Source organism: Mesorhizobium sp. ISC15 (assembly GCF_037162615.1).
Lineage (GTDB): Bacteria > Pseudomonadota > Alphaproteobacteria > Rhizobiales > Rhizobiaceae > Mesorhizobium > Mesorhizobium mediterraneum.
The window spans coordinates 49,733-67,383 of sequence record NZ_JAVSPX010000002.1; the positions used below are offsets into that span (position 1 = coordinate 49,733).

General features: G+C 60.5%; 17 protein-coding genes and 1 pseudogene. 10 read left to right on the plus strand and 8 right to left on the minus strand.

What is annotated here, in order from left to right; all coding sequences use genetic code 11:
• Window positions 1–2: 2 nt before the first annotated feature.
• The 9 genes from RPG13_RS33110 to RPG13_RS33150 all read left to right on the plus strand — a co-directional run bounded on the left by RPG13_RS33110 (window position 3) and on the right by RPG13_RS33150 (window position 9,067).
• Window positions 3–2,471 carry a conjugal transfer protein TrbE gene (locus tag RPG13_RS33110; RefSeq protein ID WP_095482562.1) on the plus strand — a complete coding sequence of 823 codons (2,469 nt, stop codon included), beginning with the start codon at window positions 3–5 and terminating at the stop codon, window positions 2,469–2,471.
• Window positions 2,443–3,252, plus strand: a complete 810-nt coding sequence (gene trbJ, locus RPG13_RS33115; RefSeq protein ID WP_095482563.1) for a P-type conjugative transfer protein TrbJ — start codon at window positions 2,443–2,445, stop codon at window positions 3,250–3,252. The genes RPG13_RS33110 and trbJ overlap by 29 nt, the downstream gene beginning before the upstream one ends.
• Window positions 3,249–3,461 carry an entry exclusion protein TrbK gene (gene trbK, locus RPG13_RS33120; RefSeq protein ID WP_128177110.1) on the plus strand — a complete coding sequence of 71 codons (213 nt, stop codon included), beginning with the start codon at window positions 3,249–3,251 and terminating at the stop codon, window positions 3,459–3,461. The genes trbJ and trbK overlap by 4 nt, the downstream gene beginning before the upstream one ends.
• Entirely contained in the window at window positions 3,455–4,654 is a 1,200-nt protein-coding gene (gene trbL / locus RPG13_RS33125; RefSeq protein ID WP_095482565.1) for a P-type conjugative transfer protein TrbL, read from the plus strand. Before trbK ends, trbL begins: the two co-directional genes overlap by 7 nt.
• Window positions 4,655–4,668: 14 nt before the next feature.
• The gene (locus tag RPG13_RS33130; protein ID WP_095482566.1) at window positions 4,669–5,331 is read left to right on the plus strand and encodes a conjugal transfer protein TrbF; all 663 of its coding nucleotides are present in this window, start codon (window positions 4,669–4,671) and stop codon (window positions 5,329–5,331) included.
• Between the two features lie 16 nt (window positions 5,332–5,347).
• Window positions 5,348–6,199, plus strand: a complete 852-nt coding sequence (gene trbG, locus RPG13_RS33135; RefSeq protein ID WP_095482567.1) for a P-type conjugative transfer protein TrbG — start codon at window positions 5,348–5,350, stop codon at window positions 6,197–6,199.
• Window positions 6,199–6,654 (plus strand): conjugal transfer protein TrbH, encoded by a 456-nt coding sequence (gene trbH / locus RPG13_RS33140; RefSeq protein ID WP_095482568.1) that lies wholly within the window; start codon window positions 6,199–6,201, stop codon window positions 6,652–6,654. The genes trbG and trbH overlap by 1 nt, the downstream gene beginning before the upstream one ends.
• A gap of 8 nt (window positions 6,655–6,662) precedes the next feature.
• The gene (gene trbI / locus RPG13_RS33145; RefSeq protein ID WP_095482569.1) at window positions 6,663–7,973 is read left to right on the plus strand and encodes an IncP-type conjugal transfer protein TrbI; all 1,311 of its coding nucleotides are present in this window, start codon (window positions 6,663–6,665) and stop codon (window positions 7,971–7,973) included.
• A gap of 707 nt (window positions 7,974–8,680) precedes the next feature.
• Entirely contained in the window at window positions 8,681–9,067 is a 387-nt protein-coding gene (locus tag RPG13_RS33150; protein ID WP_158302485.1) for a GNAT family N-acetyltransferase, read from the plus strand.
• 94 nt (window positions 9,068–9,161) lie between these two features.
• Here RPG13_RS33150 and RPG13_RS33155 read toward each other — a convergent pair whose 3' ends face one another.
• From RPG13_RS33155 to RPG13_RS33180, 6 genes and pseudogenes are all read right to left on the minus strand, one after another.
• Entirely contained in the window at window positions 9,162–9,506 is a 345-nt protein-coding gene (locus RPG13_RS33155; RefSeq protein ID WP_095482571.1) for a hypothetical protein, read from the minus strand.
• Complete coding sequence (locus RPG13_RS33160) at window positions 9,506–10,612, minus strand: IS5 family transposase (RefSeq protein WP_095482572.1); 1,107 nt, start codon at window positions 10,610–10,612, stop codon at window positions 9,506–9,508. Before RPG13_RS33160 ends, RPG13_RS33155 begins: the two co-directional genes overlap by 1 nt.
• Before the next feature lie 60 nt (window positions 10,613–10,672).
• Window positions 10,673–10,882, minus strand: a pseudogene (locus RPG13_RS33165) (cold-shock protein).
• Window positions 10,883–11,149: 267 nt separating this feature from the next.
• The gene (locus tag RPG13_RS33170) at window positions 11,150–11,752 is read right to left on the minus strand and encodes a lyase family protein (RefSeq protein WP_095482573.1); all 603 of its coding nucleotides are present in this window, start codon (window positions 11,750–11,752) and stop codon (window positions 11,150–11,152) included.
• A gap of 886 nt (window positions 11,753–12,638) precedes the next feature.
• The gene (locus RPG13_RS33175) at window positions 12,639–13,646 is read right to left on the minus strand and encodes an alpha/beta fold hydrolase (RefSeq protein ID WP_095482575.1); all 1,008 of its coding nucleotides are present in this window, start codon (window positions 13,644–13,646) and stop codon (window positions 12,639–12,641) included.
• Entirely contained in the window at window positions 13,636–15,150 is a 1,515-nt protein-coding gene (locus RPG13_RS33180) for an RcgA family putative transporter (protein WP_442921405.1), read from the minus strand. The genes RPG13_RS33175 and RPG13_RS33180 overlap by 11 nt, the downstream gene beginning before the upstream one ends.
• Window positions 15,151–15,611: 461 nt before the next feature.
• On the opposite strand from RPG13_RS33180, the gene traR reads away from it, so the two are divergent.
• Window positions 15,612–16,316: an autoinducer-binding transcriptional regulator TraR gene (gene traR / locus RPG13_RS33185; RefSeq protein ID WP_095482577.1), complete on the plus strand. Its 705-nt coding sequence runs from the start codon at window positions 15,612–15,614 to the stop codon at window positions 16,314–16,316.
• Between the two features lie 3 nt (window positions 16,317–16,319).
• Here traR and RPG13_RS33190 read toward each other — a convergent pair whose 3' ends face one another.
• On the minus strand, window positions 16,320–16,628 hold the full coding sequence (locus tag RPG13_RS33190; RefSeq protein WP_095482578.1) for a transcriptional repressor TraM: 309 nt from the start codon (window positions 16,626–16,628) through the stop codon (window positions 16,320–16,322).
• 377 nt (window positions 16,629–17,005) lie between these two features.
• Entirely contained in the window at window positions 17,006–17,635 is a 630-nt protein-coding gene (locus tag RPG13_RS33195; protein ID WP_095482579.1) for a TraH family protein, read from the minus strand.
• Window positions 17,636–17,651: the final 16 nt, after the last annotated feature.

Below are 17,651 nucleotides of genomic sequence, written 5' to 3' on the forward strand. Positions count from 1 at the left end.
TCATGGTCGCACTCAAGACTTTCCGCCAATCTGGACCATCCTTCGCCGATCTCGTTCCCTACGCAGGTCTCGTCGACAACGGCGTGATCCTGCTGAAGGACGGTTCGCTGATGGCCGGCTGGTATTTTGCCGGCCCCGACAGTGAGAGTTCGACGGACGCCGAGCGCAACGAGGTCTCGCGGCAGATCAACACCATTCTCGCGCGCCTTGGATCGGGGTGGATGATCCAGGTCGAAGCCGTGCGGGTGCCGACTTCCGATTACCCCGACGAAGCTGAGTGCCATTTCCCCGACCCAGTCACGCGGGCCATCGACTTCGAGAGACGGCTCCACTTCCAGCGAGAAAGCGGACACTTCGAGAGCCGGCATGCGCTCATCCTGACGTGGCGGCCGCCGGAGCCGCGGCGATCTGGCCTCGCACGCTATGTCTATTCCGATCCGGCAAGCCGATCGGCATCCTATGCGGTGACAACGCTCGACACGTTCCGCGCCTCGATCCGCGAGATCGAGCAATATCTCGGCAATGTCGTCTCCATTCAGCGGATGGCGACGCGCGAGGCGGACGAGAGAGGCGGATTTCGGGTCGCCCGCTATGACGAGCTGCTCCAGTTCGTCCGCTTCTGCATCACAGGCGAAAACCATCCTCTTCGTCTGCCGGACATCCCGATGTATCTCGACTGGCTGGTCACGGCCGAGCTGCAGCACGGCCTGACCCCGCTTGTGGAGAACCGCTTCCTCGGGGTTGTCGCAATCGACGGCCTGCCGGCGGAGAGCTGGCCGGGCATCCTCAACGCGCTCGATCTGATGCCGCTGACCTATCGCTGGTCATCGCGCTTCGTCTTTCTTGACGAGCAGGAGGCACGGCAGAAGCTGGAGCGGACCCGCAAGAAATGGCAGCAGAAGGTGCGGCCGTTCTTCGACCAGCTCTTTCAGACCCAGAGCCGCTCGGTCGACCAGGACGCCATGATGATGGTGGCCGAGACGGAGGACGCCATCGCCGAGGCCTCCTCCCAGCTCGTCGCCTACGGCTACTACACGCCGGTGATCGTCCTGTTCGATGAAGCGCAGGCTCGGCTTCAGGAAAAGTGCGAGGCGATCCGCCGTCTCATCCAGGCCGAGGGGTTTGGGGCGCGCATTGAAACGCTGAATGCGACCGACGCCTTCCTTGGAAGCCTGCCCGGCGTCTCCTACGCCAATATCCGGGAGCCGTTGATCAACACGTGCAATCTTGCCGACCTCATCCCGTTGAACTCGGTCTGGTCGGGCAGCCCGGTGGCGCCTTGCCCTTTCTATCCGCCCGGCTCGCCACCGCTCGTGCAGGTCGCGAGCGGGAGCACACCGTTCCGCCTGAACCTGCATGTGGACGACGTCGGCCACACGCTGGTGTTCGGACCGACGGGGTCGGGCAAGTCGACGCTGCTGGCGCTGATCGCCGCACAGTTCCGGCGCTATGCCGGCGCCCAGGTCTTCGCCTTCGACAAGGGTCGCTCCATGCTGCCGCTGACGCTCGGACTCGGCGGCGATCACTACGAGATCGGCGGGGATGCTACCGGGGGAGGGGAGGGGGCTTCGCCGGCGCTCGCCTTCTGCCCGCTCGCAGAGCTCTCCAGCGACGGCGACCGCGCGTGGGCGGCCGAGTGGATCGAAACGCTTGTCGCGCTGCAGGGCGTCAGCGTCACGCCGGACTATCGCAACGCCATCTCCCGGCAGATCGGTTTGATGGCGCAGTCGCGCGGTCGCTCGCTCTCGGACTTCGTCTCCGGCGTGCAGATGCGCGAGATCAAGGATGCCTTGCACCACTACACGGTCGACGGCCCCATGGGGCAGCTTCTCGACGCCGAGGAGGACGGTCTGTCACTCAGGGCGTTCCAGTGCTTTGAGGTGGAAGAGCTCATGAACATGGGCGAACGCAACCTCGTACCCGTCCTGACCTATCTCTTTCGTCGCATCGAGAACCGCCTGACAGGAGCGCCCAGCCTCATCGTGCTCGACGAGGCCTGGCTGATGCTCGGGCATCCGACCTTCCGCGACAAGATCAGGGAATGGCTGAAGGTGCTGCGCAAGGCGAACTGCGCCGTCGTCCTCGCAACGCAGTCCATCTCCGACGCCGAACGCTCCGGCATCATCGACGTCTTGAAGGAAAGCTGCCCGACGAAGATCTGCCTTCCCAACGGCGCTGCGCGCGAGACGGGAACGCGCGAGTTCTACGAGCGGATCGGCTTCAACGAACGGCAGATCGAGATCGTCGCGACGGCTCTGCCGAAACGCGAATACTACGTCGCCTCGCCGGAAGGCCGCAGGCTGTTCGACATGGCGCTCGGTCCTGTCGCCCTCTCCTTTGTCGGAGCGTCCGGCAAGGAGGACCTCAAGCAGATCCGTGCCCTTCATTCCAAGCATGGGGCCGCGTGGCCCCTCGAATGGCTCCAACAGAGGGGGATTGCCGATGTCGCATCATTCTTTCCCAAAGCGTAGCACCCGTGCCGCAGTTGCCGCGGCGCTGATACTGGGCACTGCCGTAGCGCCGCCGGTCGCGCATGCCGGCGGCATGACGGGGCAAGCAACTGAATGGACCCAGCTTGCAAACAATGCCGAGCTTGTCAGCCTCGTCGGCAAGTCGGCCGAGCAGGTCAACAACCAGATCAAGCAGATCACCCAGCTCGCCGAGCAAATCCAGAACCAGCTCAATATCTACAACAACCTGCTGCAGAACACCGCGCAGCTGCCCAACCATATCTGGGGCCAGGCCGAGAACGACCTGAAGAGCCTGCAGAACGTCGTAGCGCAAGGGCAGGGCGTCGCCTTTTCGATGGGCAATATCGATGACGTTTTGAAACAGCGCTTCCAGAGCTTCGCCGACATGAAGAGCAACCTGCCGGATGGCACAAGTTTTTCGTCGACCTACCAGAGCTGGTCAGACACCAACCGCGACACGATCGCCGGAACGCTGAAGGCAGCGAACCTCACCGCGGAGCAGTTCTCGAGCGAGGAATCCACCATGTCCTCGCTGCGCTCAATGTCGGAATCGGCCGACGGCCAGATGAAGGCGCTGCAGGTCGGCCATCAGATCGCCACCCAGCAGGTCGCGCAGATGCAGAAGCTGCGCGGGCTCGTCTCGCAGCAGATGACCATGATGGGCACGTGGTTCCAGTCCGAACAGGCGAGACAGGACCTCGCCGAGGCCCGCCGCGAGCAGTTCTTCAACGCGCCCAACCGCGATATCCGCAGCGGTCAGACGATGGAGCCCCGCTGGTGAGCCCGCGCCTTCTCATCGCCCTCGCGGTGTTCGTCGCCTTCGGCGCCGGCATGATGTTGTGGGTAGTCGTGCAACCGAACGCCACGACTGAAACGCCGGCGGCGGCGTCGAGCTCTGGTGCTGCGCGTCAAGAGCACCGGGAGCGCTTTTTCGGCGGCGATCCGGATCGCGATGTGCGCGGCGGGCAGGAAATGAAGCCGCGATGGTGATTGTCCGCCCCTCCCGCGCGTTTGAGGCGCTGTTCATCGTCATCGCCATCGTGCTGCTCGCGAGCGCGCCGGCGCTTGCACAGCAAGGTTCGGTCCTAACAACACTGGAGAACCAGGTCGTCACCGCCGCAAAGGGCTGGGAGACGACGGTCATGGACGCGGCACGCTCGCTGTTCTGGATTCTCGCCAGCATCGAAGTTGGGATCGCCGCGGTCTGGCTGGCGATTAACGCGGCCAGCCTCGACGCTTGGTTCGCCGAGCTGGTGCGCCGGGTCATGTTCATCGGCCTCTTCGCCTTCATCCTCGATCAGGGACCGGCCTTCGCCAAGGCCGTGGTCGACAGCCTGTTCCAGATCGGCGCCGGCGGCGGCTCGGCTTCGCCGGCGAACATTTTTGATGCCGGCATTCGCGTTGCATCCAAGATGTCCGAGCAGGCGCAGTTCGGCCTGTTCGAGGACAACGCGCTCGCCATCGCCGCGGTCTTCGCAATGGTCGTTGTCGTCGTCTCCTTCTCTCTGGTGGCTGCGATCTTCGTGGCCGTCATGGTGGAGATGTATGTCGGGCTTCTGGCCGGGATGATCATGCTTGGACTGGGAGGCTCCTCCTACACCAAGGACTTCGCCGTCCGTTATCTGGTCTATGCCTTTTCCGTCGGCATGAAGTTGATGGCGCTGGTGATGATCGCCAAGATCGGCTCAGACATCCTGCTCGGCCTGGCCGAAGCGCCGACGGCGACCTCCGACCAGTTCATCACGACGCTCGCCATCGCAGGCATTTCGGTCGTCGTGTTCGTCATCGCCATGTACGTTCCCCCGATCGTGCAGGGGGTGGTCCAGGGCGCGTCGATCGCCGGCGGCATGGAAGCGATCCGGCACGGCGCGCAGGCCGCGACCTTCGCCGCCGGCGGTGCCTTCCTCGGCGCGAGCGCCGCGTCACGGGGCGCGCAGACGGCGAGCGACGCACGAGCTGGCGGGTCGTCGATGGCGGGTGCTGCACTGCGTGGCATGGCCTCTGGCATTGGCAACGCCGGATGGGCAGCCGGCTCGGCGGCCAAGGAAAAGGCGATCGCCTCGCCCGGCGCCTATGCGGGCTCTCTCCTGGGGCTTGCCAACGCCAAGCTCGACCAGAGCCGGCAATCGGGCGAGCGGACACCCTCTCGGCCTGTGCCGCCCCCGATCGATGACAGTAAGTAAGGAGACCGTTCGGCATGGCCGCAGGCAATCCGCCCGAAAACCCTTATCTTGCCGCCCGACAGGAGTGGAACGAACGCTATGGCTCCTACGTCAAGGCCGCAGCCGCCTGGCGCCTGGTCGGGATCGCCGGCATGACCATGGCGGTGATCGGCTTTTCCTATGCGCTCTTCCAGAGCACGCAGGTCAAGCTGGTGCCGTACATCGTCGAGGTCGACAAGCTCGGGACGGCCTCGAGCGCCGGCTTCCCGGAACAGATCGAGTATGCCGATTCCCGCGTCGTCAGGGCCACGCTCGGCAGCTTCGTCTCGAACTTCCGGAGCGTGACGCCGGATGCGGTCGTGCAGAAGCAGTATATCGATCGCACCTATTCGCATCTGAGAACCTCCGATCCGGCCACCGAGAAGGTCAACGCCTGGTTCCGCTCCTCCTCGCCGTTCGAGAAGGCGAAGACCGCGACGGTCGCCATAGAGGTGAACAACATCGTCGCGCTGTCCAACCAGAGCTACCAGATTGACTGGACCGAGTTCGAACGCGACCGCAAGGGCAAGGAGACCGCCGTTCGGCGGTTCCGCGGCGTCGCCACCGTCACGCTTACGCCTCCACAGGACGAGGCCATCATCCGCTTCAACCCGATCGGTCTCTATCTCCGCGACTTCGACTGGACTGCGCAGCTTTGAAAGGCATGGCCCGCATATGAACTTCAGAACCAAAATAGCCCGGGCCACGCTGAACGCCATCGTGATCGTATCCATCGCGATGGGGTCGCCCTTCCTCCTCTCTTCGGAAGCCCTCGCAGATGGGGTGACTGCCAATGAGGCGAAGGGCATCGGGATTTCCGGCCAGTGGCGTGGATCGCGCGGCCTTGTCACGAAAGGCGCGGACGGAAAGGTCGTCTTTCTCTACGGCGAGATCCAGCCCTCGGTCGTGTGCTCGCCGCTGCAGGTGTGCGATATCGAGCTTGAGGCCGGTGAGGCTGTGCGCGATGTTCTCGTCGGCGACACGGTCCGCTGGAAGATCGAACCCGCGACCTCCGGGGCCGACGGCGGCCAGGCCGTCCACCTGATCGTCAAGCCCTCCGAGCCTGGCATCGTCACCTCGATGGTGGTGACGACCTCTCGACGCACCTATCACATCCAGCTCAAGTCGCATCAGGCGCAGTACATGGCCCGTGTCGGCTTCGAATATCCCGAGGACGTGTCCGCGAAGCTCGCCGACATAAACGCCCGCATGGAAGCGAGCACGATTCCGGGCGCCGGGGTTCCGGCCGAGCAGTTGCAGTTCGGCTATTCGATTTCGGGTCGCGCCGGATGGCGGCCCAGCCGCGTCTATAGCGATGGCATCAAGACTTACATCCAATTTCCACGCTCGATCTCCGGCCAGGACGCGCCGGTCCTCTTCGTCATCTCCGGCGGCCAGAACCGTATCGTCAACTATCGCATGAAGAACGATATGATGATCGTCGACTATCATGTCGATAAGGCTGTACTCGTCTCCGGCGTCGGCTGGAAACAGGAGAAGGTCACGATCCGGCGGGGAAGGCGGTGATGTCTGTCTTCCGCTCGTTTCGCTCGCTCGCCGCCGCGGTCACACTCGCGGTTTTCCTTTCCGGTTGCCAGAGCCTTGGCTCGGGCGACCTCGTCGCCAGCAAGGCGCCAGCCGACATCTCCGGCCCGGCCGCAACTTCGATCGCCGGCGATATGGTGAGCCGCCTTGCCGAGCACGTCGGGCCAGGCACTGGGACCATCGCGTTGAAGCAGGATGGTTCGCCCTTCGGGCGAGCTCTGGAGGCGGCCCTCAAGGGGTGGGGATACGCGGTCGTCACCGACCAGACAACCGACAGCGGCACGACGATCGTCCCGCTTGCCTATGTTGTCGAGCTGTTCGAGGGCCAGGTCCTCGCGCGGCTGTCGACGAGCAGTGTCGAGCTCGGCCGTGCCTATGAGGTAACTACCACGGGCGCATCGCCGGCGAGCCCGCTCTCCGCGATGCGTCGCGGGTAGGGGGAGCCATGGTGCAATCTCTTAAGCTCGGCGGTGCGCCCAACAAGGACTCCGAGGCCGGCATCCGGCGCATCAATCGACTGCCGATCATCATCGTGATCGTGCTCGTCATCGCCTTCCTCGGCGTGATCTTCTACGGTCTCACATCGCGCGGCCTGCTTGTCCGCCAGAACACCGGCCCGGGCGATGGCTCCGGCAATCCGGCCTCGACCTTCGCCGACCAGCTTAAGCGAGGTGTAGGCGACGCCATCATCGGAGAACCACAGCAATCAACGACGCTGCAGCCGACACCTGTGGAGACGCAAGTTGAGAAAGAGCCCGCCGTCAACCCGTTCACGCCACAGCAAGATGCACGGCCGGCACAGGAGTTGGAGCCCGAACAGGTCTGGCGAGCCCGGCTGCAACGAGAGCAGGAAGAACAGTATCTCCGGGAGCGCCATCGCCAGAGGATGGCCCGGCTTCAGGCTAATGACGCGGCCTATGACTCGCCGATCACGGTCGACCGCGGCAAGTTCGACAGTCGGGGAGGGGATACGACCGCTGCGGCCGCCACGACAACGAACGGAATCTCCACCGCGACGACGACTAGTGCTGCGTCCGACCTATATGCGGCAGCTCTGCGCGCTGGTCTCGGCGGGCAGAATGTCGATCCAAATGCCCAGAAGGCCAAGGAGGATTTCTTCAACGCGGACCTCAAGGAGCTTGGCTACCTGCCGAACCGTGTTGTGCCGCAGCAGTCACCATATGAGCTCAAGCGTGGCTCGGTTATTCCCGCGACATTGATCACCGGCATCAATTCCGACCTTCCCGGTCGCATCACCGCCCAGGTGAGCCAGAACGTCTATGATTCAGCAACTGGACATCGCCTTTTGATCCCACAGGGAACGAAGTTGTTCGGACGCTACGACAGCAAGGTGTCGTTCGGCCAGAGCCGCGTGCTCGTCGTCTGGACGGACATCATCTTCCCGAACGGCTCCACGCTCCAGATCGGCGGCATGGCGGGCTCTGATGCTCAAGGTTATAGCGGCTACCGCGACAAGATCGACCGCAAGTGGCTTCAGACCTTCGGTTCGGCCATCCTCGTTGCGGTGATCGGCACCGGCATGGATATGGCAATCCCGCACAGCTCCACACTCGCGACGCAAGACACGGCCTCGGATGCCGCAAGACGAAACTTCGCCGAGACATTCGGGCGTGTCGCCGATCGAACCATCCAGAGGAACATGGACGTGCAGCCGACGCTCGAGATCCGCCCTGGGTACAAGTTCAATGTGCTCGTCGACCAGGACATTGTTTTCCCGGGCATCTACAAAGGTTGACGACGGGATGTGATGGCGGAGCGGCCTCGGTCGAGACTTGCCTGCCAATTCGACCCCTGACCCGACCTGAGTGCCATAGGGTTTGGAGAGGCTGGAGACTTCGAGCAGCGAAGTCCACCTTTCCATAACGATGGCCAGTCATGAGCCCCCGCAACCACCAAGCCGAAGCATATCGGCCGGATCGACCAGCGCTTGGCCAAGCGTTGCGACGTTGAAGCCGGCCGCCTTTGCATGGGTGGCGATGGCAAAGATGGGGGGCGATAAAGCCGACCGCCGTGCCGATGAAGACGCTGTTTGCGGTGGCGCCGGTGTCAATCGGCGTGGGGTTTCCGCGCCGATCGGCACGATAAGGCATTGAAATCTCAGTGGCGGGTGGGGTCACGCTGTGGCGCCGGTTCACAATGGCGAAAGTGGGTCAGGTAATCTATCTGACACATCACCAGCATCTATGCGATATCGCCAGGCGGGTTTGTCCAAATGCTCGCATACACGAGTTGGCCGCGCCCCTCATCCCGGAACGCCGAGCTGCGTGAGATGTCAAAGTCCGAAGTGGCGTGAATCGGCGTCCCTACGTGACCCGCCCCTCACCAATTCAATGCCTAATAGCGCCGATCAGCGCCGAAGCGCCACGCCGATTTACAATGCGGAATTGTCACTGCCCGAATTATTCGGGCACAAGACGTTTACATTCTTGTCAGGAATATAGCATGAAATATCGGCTTCGGGCCGTTTCCGCAACGATGCAGGCTCGAAGAGATTTGCTGGGCCATTGGCGTCCGTCCGACACGATCGAATCCCTTGTTCTTGATGGGCACGACATCATCGAACTGGATGGCAAGGGGGTGGGATGTATTGCCGTCACATGGCAGCCTGACCACCTCTTCCTCGAAAAACAGCGTTCCAGAAATCGCGGCATGGGCGCGCAGGTATTACAGCAGCAAGGGAGAAGAGGGGCTCAGCGTGGCCATCCCACCAGGCTCAGCGTCTTGACAACGAACCCCGCCTCAAAGTTCTATGAACGAGAGGGGTTCGTGGTCGAAACGGAGACTGCAGAACGACGTCGGATGGTGAAGTTTCTGCCCCTCGCTGAATGAAGATCGCCAAGGGCAAATGGCCGCTCACCACCCCGTCTGCGCCGTTTACAATATGTGTCCGGCCTTTTGAGCAACCTAGCAGGCTGTTGAAGAATCAGGCTCTTTCGCAAACGAAGCCTGAATCGTCGGCGTTGTGGATGTAGAAGTGGCCGACGAGGCGGCCTGCAGTGCCAAAGACAACCCAGCCGCGGCCACAGGCTGGGTCATTCTCATCATGCCCCTCCCATGAGAACTCCGCGCAGGCTGAGCCATCGCGGGTGCCATATCGGACATCGAGGAAGCCGTTGAGTGCGCCGAAGGCGATCTCGCCATCCGCCGAGCCTTTGAATGTCAGATGCGCTTCCTCGACGAGATCGAGGAAGTCATTATCCCAAACATCCATCTCGACGATGCGCCAGCGGCCGGCAAAGGCCTTGGCGAAGCCGGGAACCTTAGCCATCAGCCGGTCTCCGCCATGAGCTTGGGCAGTCGCACCAGATTGTAGGCGGCGGCTGCGAAGGTGAAGGCCCATCCGACACGGTCGCGGCCGCGGAACCTGGTCTTGTGCTGGCCGGCCACGACCTTGATCCAACCGAATGCCTCTTCGATGCGTTTCCTGGATGCGCTGGCTGACGGCATAGCCGCCAGCCGCGTCGTGCGCCCGTCGATCGCCGAACTGCGGCCGCTCGTGTTCTGCGCTACATGCGGCGTCACCCTCATCGAGCGCAGCTCATTGACGACGTCTTCCGCGTCGTAGGCCTTGTCGGCGCCGAGCGTGATCGCCTGTGGCCGCTCCGCTCGAGGTTCGATCATGTGCAGTGCGGCCACCCGCTCAGCATGTCCGTCGGCCAGTGTCAGGCAGGCGTCGACCAGCAGGCCGTGGCGGTTCTCCATCAAGCCATGTCCCATAAAGCACAACTTGGCCTCCTTGCCTTTGCCCTTGCGATAGAGCCGGGCATCCGGATCGGTGGTCGAGGCATGTGTGTCGTTCGAGCGCTTGTGGCCATGGAAGTTCGCTTTCGCGTTTCGCCCGCCGCCTTCAGCCGGCGGCTCGCCCGAGCCGTCCTTCGGCTTGACGCTCTTCATCGACGCCCAGGCCTCAATCAGCGTCCCGTCGACCGAGAAGTGATCCATCGACAGGAGCCTCTTGACCTTGGGCTGCGCCAGCACCGCGCTCAGGAACTTTGCGGCGATGTCGCCCTCCAGCAGCCGGTCGCGGTTCTTGGAGAACACCGAATGGTCCCAGGCCGCGTCGTCGACGCCGATACCGACGAACCAGCGGAACAGAAGGTCGTATTCCAGCCGCTCCATCAAAAGCCGCTCCGATCGGATCGAGTAGAACGCCTGCAGCAGCATCGCTCGCAGCAACTTTTCCGGCGGGATCGAAGGCCGCCCCATCGGCGAATACAGCGCCGCCAAGTCTTGCTCCAACGTCGCCAGCGCCTCGTTCACAATCCCCCGAATGCGGCGCAACGGATGATCGCGCCGCACCCGCGCCTCGAGATCAACATAACTGAACAACTCGCCAGACCGTCCGTCCCCCCGCGCATGCCTTGTTCTCCGAATCTCTCCGGAGAAACTGAATCACGCTCACAGCATCGCCGCGAGCCCTTTTTCAACAGCCTGCTAGATCGCCTTGAGATTGCCAGCAGAGGATTTTTCCAGTGCGCCGGTCCTGCTCGACCTCATAGCTGACCTTTTGGCCATCGGCGAGGGCCCTCAACCCGGATCATTCAACGGCAGATATATGAACGAAGACGTCCGCACCGCCGGAGTCGGGTTGGATGAACCCAAGCCTTTTGTCGCATTAAACCACTTCACCGTACCTGTAGCCACGCGCCTATTCCTTATCTTGGCAAGGCGAGCAGTCTTCACCCGCGCGAAGGCAATCTAGCCATCGCCCTGACTACGTCGATATGATGGTTGTCTTCCTCTTGCCTCTGCCTTCCAAAACTCGGCCGTAAGCTGAGGGCAGAATTTATCAGTGAGCTTTTCTGTTTCGCCATCCTCTCTTTTGGGAACGTGAAATTGATGGCCGAGCAATCCGCCGGAAACGACTTTGCTTGGCATTGCTGCGCTCCATCACGCCAAGGCGCGAGACTGTCAACTCGCTAGCCTTTCTTTTACGACTTTAGCGGCCGCCTCATAGCCCATGGTCGTCACAAGTTCCGTTGCGAACGCGGTACTGCCGGTCAGGTTGGCTTCGCATCTAGCCGCGTTAGCCTGCACGCCCTCGACGCAGGTCTTCGTAAATGTCAGAACCGCTTTGCGCATAAGATCCATGGCGTTGTGGATGCTAAAGAGGATGATCGGCTCCATGGCATTAAGCTGAAGCTGTCCCGCTTCCGCAGCCATGCCAACCGTCGTGTCCATGCCGTATACGTAAAAGCAGACCTGGTTCAACGCTTCGGCCGCAACCGGATTCACTTTCCCAGGCATCAGAGAAGAGCCGGGCTGAAGGGCCGGAAGCAGAATTTCGCCGATACCCCCGCGCGGGCCGCTCGATAGTAGCCGAAAGTCATTGGCGATTTTCGACAGCTTTGCTGCTATCCTCTTCAGGAGGCCCATGTGAAGCATGAAGGCCCCCATGTCCCAGCTTGCCTCAAACAAATCCTTGGACCCGACCAGCTGGAGCCCGGTGCTGTGGGACAGGTACTCGAGCGCCCGCGCCCTGTAGAAGGGCGTCGCGGTTACTCCCGTCCCGATCGCGGTTCCGCCGAGATTGACTTCGAGAAAACTCTGCGGAAGCCGTCCTCATCCGACAACAGCAACGCTTTCAACTCGCCTCTGCTCAGTCTAACGTCTCGATTGGTCATGGCACTCCCCTTCCACGGGAATCGGTGGTCGTAACGTCACCAGCGTGCCATGGCCGCCCCTCGCCTCAGAGTAAGGGCTGTTCTCTCTCCAGAGCTTTTTGCAGAACCTTCAGGACACTATCCCCTTACCGGCGGGGGTCGAGGTCGTCGAACCGACCCACCCCCTTTATCGGCGATGCTTTCGGACTGTCTCTGTCATACGCGAGTCGTGCACCGCACCCATGGTACGCGTGGAATGGCGATTCGGTGCTTCGGCCTTCGGCCTGCAGCACCGGCCCTTCGGGTTGGTGATCCCCCTTCCGCTTTTCTGCTTGTCCCCCGCTCTCCCGGTCCTCGCCGGACTGGCAGGGCAGGGCCAGGCCTGCACTAGGGGGCTTCGTAAGCCCTGCATTGTCGAGAATGAGCCTGAGTGCCGTGACCCGCGATCGCGTCATGTGTGTGGGCGAACAGCGATGCGAACGAAGGCATACGCTGATCGCGACGGCTCACGAAGGCGTATCGCTGATGGATCACGAGATAGAAGGTCGCGAGCAGTCCTAGAGCGATCGCGAAGATGAACTAGTGCGGGATGCCGCGATATCGATCTGAGCCCAGGGTGGCGCTATGATTGACAGTGGCGCTCGACACTTCGAACATGTCCTGTTCGAGCCTGGTCATGTAGTCCAGGGCGGCCTGATCGTGTCGTGACGCCTACCAGAGAATTTGCTGGTGAACTGACCGGCCAACGCCAAACTCATGCTCGCCGGGCCGACTTGTCAGCAGACGACAGAAACCGCTCAACGGCCGCGCGTTAGTAACCGCTTCAAGCTCAAACCGGCCAACAAAATGTAAGGCGGCATGGCGAGCGAATAGTGACCACAGTTTAATTCCAAAATATTTGGCCTAGCCCCGGCGTCCTTCAGCATCTGCATGAACCTCTCCGATAGCTCTGGCAACACCACTTTGTCTCTCTTGGCCAACACAACCTGAAGATCGAGACCAGGCCGTGCCAAACTATGCGCGTAATTCTCCAAGTCAAGTGGACCCCAGGCCCTTCTGAGATCGGTCAGCTCAATCTCAGGCTCAAGGCTATCGCGTATCGATCGTGTCGCGCGACCCGTCCAAACCATATCCGCTAGACTCCCCGCCGTCAGAAACAACGAGGCTTTTGACACAGACAAGTCGTGTGCCGCGACTACGGCCGCAACCCAGGAACCTAAGCTCATTCCGAGAACCGAAATCTCACGATAGCCTTCGCTTTTCAGCCAACGTATGAGTTTTCGCCCATCCAACACTGCCTGCCTAACAGATTGGATCGTTCGACCGAGATTAGGGCTAAGCATATAGTCGGCGTGCACGGAGCCGGGACGGCTGCGTTCGAAGTGATAAGGCATAGCAATCTCGACAACCGTGATGCCACTCTGCGAGAAAAAGTTGGCAATCTGACGATTCCGGGCGCTTGCATTCCAATGGTGAAAAATCACCATCGCCTGATTGAACGACCCGCTTTCTGTGATTTTCGCCGGGACGACATTGTTCTGTTCGATATCAGTAAAAATGTCCGATGGAAATTTGAGCCACCCATCTAGTCTTTCAAAACCCTGATCACTCACACTCGGCTCATCGAAAAAGGCTGGATCAGCCACGGCTTGGTCCGCAAGGGCACAGAACCCCTCGATACTTGTTATCTTCTTCGCACCTGGAAAGGCGCGTTCCGCGTCAAGGACGAAATCCGTTGTTTTTTTCCCTTCCTCACCGCGTCGCGCCCGCCGCTCATCCCAACGATCAAGCCAGCTATGATACACTCTGATTGTTTCCTAACTCACTTGCTCGCCATCGACCAAACCCTGGATCAACCAGGCTGTATATCGCGAGCAGCACTCCAATGCCTAGAAGGATCGAAAAGCCAGCAAATGCATCGATCAGCAAGTAGCCAGCCACGAGTAACGCTACGATCGCTGACATCCTCCACAAAGGCATGCAAAACCGACGTTCGACCCCTAAACGGATGGAGCCGTACAGAAATACAACACAGGTCGAAATAGCGATAAGAAGGCTGCTGTAATGGGTCGGCCTACGATAGCTGATCCCGGCGCTCACATCATTGCGCCCATAGAAGGCGGAAGACATATCGCCGACCAACCAAGCCACAATATTCTCTCCACCCGATGTCAGGTAAGCACTCTGGACCTTCATGACTATGGCAATCAGAACCCCCAAAACAGTACACCGAAAAATCCCACGCATAACCCTGAGGCTGGGTTCATTGAGCTCGTGTTGATAATCCACCTCCGGCCGATTACTCGCTTCTTCTCCAATTCTCCAAAGATCATGGATCACCGTATAGAGCAAAATGAGCCCTACGAAGAACAGATAAAAGCACAGGCACATGTATAGGTAAGCGAGCCCCGTGAATACGACCGCTTCCGGCACCGATATGACCTCAGGGCGCACAATCGCTAACGAGCCCCAATCCGTCGCATAGTTGCCAGCGCCTTGCATCAACGGGATCAAACACACGCCGATCCACTGAAAAAGACCGGCGAACAGCACACAAATCAAAAAAACCGCCCAATATGAATACGAAGAAGCTTCTACGCTGCGCGCCCAGGCATCGTCGCTTTTCATCTTGTCGCCCTGCGCTACAAGCTTTGGGCGGCCTTCATCTTTCCAAAAGGTCACTAGCTCGGTCACGAAGGCAAAAAACAGTGGCAAAAATACCATGAAGACGAATGTCCAATTCGCTGTCCAAAGAAACCCAACCTGCTTGACGACGCCATCCGCCCGGCCATATGTCACGCTGTGAATCCCCGTAATATACGACAAAAACCCAAGAGCGGTGACACCCGCAAACACCGACGCCGGTAAATTCAGGGGAGATCCGTGACTAAAAAACGCCTCCGATTTCCTCGCCAAACTAAAACGCCGCCTCGGCCCCTTGGCGTCAGTATCCCGTTTTAGCTCTGCCGGAGACGCTGAGTCGTCATCGAAGGTCGCAGCCAGTGCTGTATCTGGAATCTCCTGTGCAACGCTGCTTCCGGCTCTCTTCCCTTCTCGTCTCTTGGCCGATAACCGCGATTGCGCCCCACTAAGCTCCATCTGCCATTCGCTTGTTGCCACCGGATCATCGCACCCAAAAACCCTCGCCAGCCAACGAATATTGGCAGTGCTAATTCCCTTCTCGTTCTCTTGAAACCAAAGCTGCACCGTTCGCAGATCGACCCCAGTCCGGTTGGAATCGATCTGTGAAATCGCCTCTGCGAGAAGCTCGGGCGTCCATGGGCCTGCAGGAAACCCGTCTTGCCCAATGGCCTACCAGCACCCGCCGCGGCCAACCGCTTGAATATTTCTTTGAAATCACTTTCGTCTCCCGGCGGAGGGAGAAATATTTTTCCATTCTTAATCAATGGCTTACAGGCGCTGCTTTCGTTTCGTTTCGCTAGCCTTCGTATCCTATCGTGCTCTCGTCCTTGATCAACGTTTTTATCAACTCGATTTTGGCCGGCACGGGAGAGGATCGAATACCGGCGACCCGCTGGAGAGGCTGAACACGGTTGTTGCGTCGGTCATGCGAACTGAGCATGGCAAATGTCCCCTACGCCGGAACGACCCTACGTCGGAACGAAGTGATCCGGTGTGAAGGCTGGTCCGCTTTGCCGAACCGATCGTAGCGGGCGCACCTCATGAGGAGTTGAAGGCCCGTTCTCGCCGCCTTGACTGGCCATCGGGGGATCACACGAAATCGCCGATGCGTTCAGGGAGGAAAACGAATGCAGCACTGGCTGGATAAGCTGACTGACCTTACCGCTGTCGAAGGCGATCAACGCAACCTTAAGGATGCTCTGGCTGGCCTGGCTGAACAGATCGGATTTGGCGGGTATGCCTATCTCAACATCCAGCCCGGCCATACGCTCGCGATTTCGAACTATCATCCAGAGTGGCAGTCAGTGTACTTCGGACGAAATTATTCTGCGCTCGATCCGGTCGTAGGACGCGCGAAAACCATGAAGCGGACCTTCACGTGGAGCGGCGATCAGGAGAGGCCGCGGCTTTCAAAAGCCCAACGCGCGTTTTACGCGCACGCGGCTGATTTCGGCATCCGCTCCGGCATAACCATCCCCGTCAGAACGGCGAACGGTTCGATGTCGATGTTCACCCTGGCCTCGGAGAAGCTGACAATCGAACTCGACCGGGAGATCGACGCCGTTGCCGCGGCAACGGCGGTCGCCCAGCTCCATGCCCGCATCACCTTCCTGCAGGCAACGCCCAGCGTCGAAAGGGCTGCCTATCTTGACCCCAAGGAGGCCACCTATCTTCGCTGGATCGCCGTCGGCAAAACGATGGAGGAAGTGGCGGAACTGGAGGGAGTAAAGTACAACAGCGTACGCGTCAAACTTGCCGAGACCAAGAAGCGCTTCGACGTCCATACAACGACGCACCTGACTGCCCTCGCCATCCGCAGAAAGTTGATCTGAAGCTCAGTTCACCGATGCCTTCGGGATATAGCCGAGAATGCTGATCAGCGTGTTCACAACGCTCATCTGCGCGTGCATCTCCATACTGGCCTCGATGTAACAGAGATGCCGAGCGCCGCCGATCACATTTCGTGACTTATACTCCTCAGGTAATGCCTGGAAAAGTTGATCGGCCTTGTCCACCAGACGCCGGTGGGTTCGGATGGCGTCGATCGTGAGGGTCTCCAGGTCGGTCGGGGGAAGTCCGCTCGTGAGCCCCACTATCGGCCGAAGCTCGAATTTTTCCTTCAACGTCGCGTCGTCCGATTCCATTCCAGTCCCCTTAGGTTTGGCTGCGGTACGCCCCCGCTGACGACGAACCCTTTGAACCCTAGCCGGGGTTCGGATCCGAGATGACTCGGCCCTGAGACCTTTTGACCCCGTGCTCCTTCCGCCCAGGTGCGCGTCACCTGCGGCCGCCAGAATGCGACGGCAGGTACGATATTCACTGCCACGACAACAGGAGGGAAATGATGACAACTACCTACTATATCGGACTGGATGGCCCCAAAGACACAATTTCCGGGAGCTGAACGCGGGCTGGGTGGAGGCGCGTTTCTCGGGCAGATTGCCAACACGCCGGAGGCCGTCACAAAGCTGACAGCCAACTGAGCAAGGACAATCTATTGATCGTTTATTTGCGATGGCTCCTATTTTTCACGAGCGCCGATACCCGACAGGTCAATCCGAATGCCTGCTTTATTCGGGTCGGTGGTCGCGGCTTCACGCGCAGGATCGGTTCCGCCAGCCGCCGTTTTGTCGCCACGCTGCTCGGCGGATTCACCTTCACTCGGCGGCGTCGGCTGGGCCAGCGTCACCTCTGCGGGGTCCGGCGCCCGAAACACCGCCGTGCCCTCGAAGTAGCCCGTCTGCCAGGCAATGACGGCGTCGTCGAAAACCTGTGGGAGAACCTCTTTGTCGGTGGGGTTGCCGTACCATTTGGTGACGATCCGATAGACCTTGGCGAACAGCGCCGTGCCCATTCGGATGTTAGCGCAGGCATCGACGAGGTCGGGCTTGAGCTCCCCTGCGTCCACGACGCCGAGGCCGGCCGGATATTGCGTGATCCCGACCCGCACGACGTTGCGGCCGACATGCTGTCGGATCAAAGCCAAGGCCTCGTCCGGCGTGGCTGGCTTCGGAACCAGCACGACACGGTTGCCTGAGCGGACCGTGACGGCCAGCGGGTCCTGCGACCCTGCCCGCTCGATGAACGTCTCGACGATCGCTGGCTTCAGAGCCCGATCGGCGCATTGCTGAATGAAGGCGGCGTCGACCATCCCGGTTTCTCCTGTG

What these genes read in the sequence shown, in the direction of transcription:
- RPG13_RS33110 (WP_095482562.1), top strand. Translation starts at nt 3, where the DNA reads ATGGTCGCACTCAAGACTTTCCGCCAATCTGGACCATCCTTCGCCGAT.
- trbJ (WP_095482563.1), top strand. Translation starts at nt 2,443, where the DNA reads ATGTCGCATCATTCTTTCCCAAAGCGTAGCACCCGTGCCGCAGTTGCC.
- trbL (WP_095482565.1), top strand. Translation starts at nt 3,455, where the DNA reads ATGGTGATTGTCCGCCCCTCCCGCGCGTTTGAGGCGCTGTTCATCGTC.
- RPG13_RS33130 (WP_095482566.1), top strand. Translation starts at nt 4,669, where the DNA reads ATGGCCGCAGGCAATCCGCCCGAAAACCCTTATCTTGCCGCCCGACAG.
- trbG (WP_095482567.1), top strand. Translation starts at nt 5,348, where the DNA reads ATGAACTTCAGAACCAAAATAGCCCGGGCCACGCTGAACGCCATCGTG.
- trbH (WP_095482568.1), top strand. Translation starts at nt 6,199, where the DNA reads ATGTCTGTCTTCCGCTCGTTTCGCTCGCTCGCCGCCGCGGTCACACTC.
- trbI (WP_095482569.1), top strand. Translation starts at nt 6,663, where the DNA reads ATGGTGCAATCTCTTAAGCTCGGCGGTGCGCCCAACAAGGACTCCGAG.
- RPG13_RS33150 (WP_158302485.1), top strand. Translation starts at nt 8,681, where the DNA reads ATGAAATATCGGCTTCGGGCCGTTTCCGCAACGATGCAGGCTCGAAGA.
- RPG13_RS33155 (WP_095482571.1), bottom strand. Translation starts at nt 9,506, where the DNA reads ATGGCTAAGGTTCCCGGCTTCGCCAAGGCCTTTGCCGGCCGCTGGCGC.
- traR (WP_095482577.1), top strand. Translation starts at nt 15,612, where the DNA reads ATGCAGCACTGGCTGGATAAGCTGACTGACCTTACCGCTGTCGAAGGC.
- RPG13_RS33190 (WP_095482578.1), bottom strand. Translation starts at nt 16,628, where the DNA reads ATGGAATCGGACGACGCGACGTTGAAGGAAAAATTCGAGCTTCGGCCG.
- RPG13_RS33195 (WP_095482579.1), bottom strand. Translation starts at nt 17,635, where the DNA reads ATGGTCGACGCCGCCTTCATTCAGCAATGCGCCGATCGGGCTCTGAAG.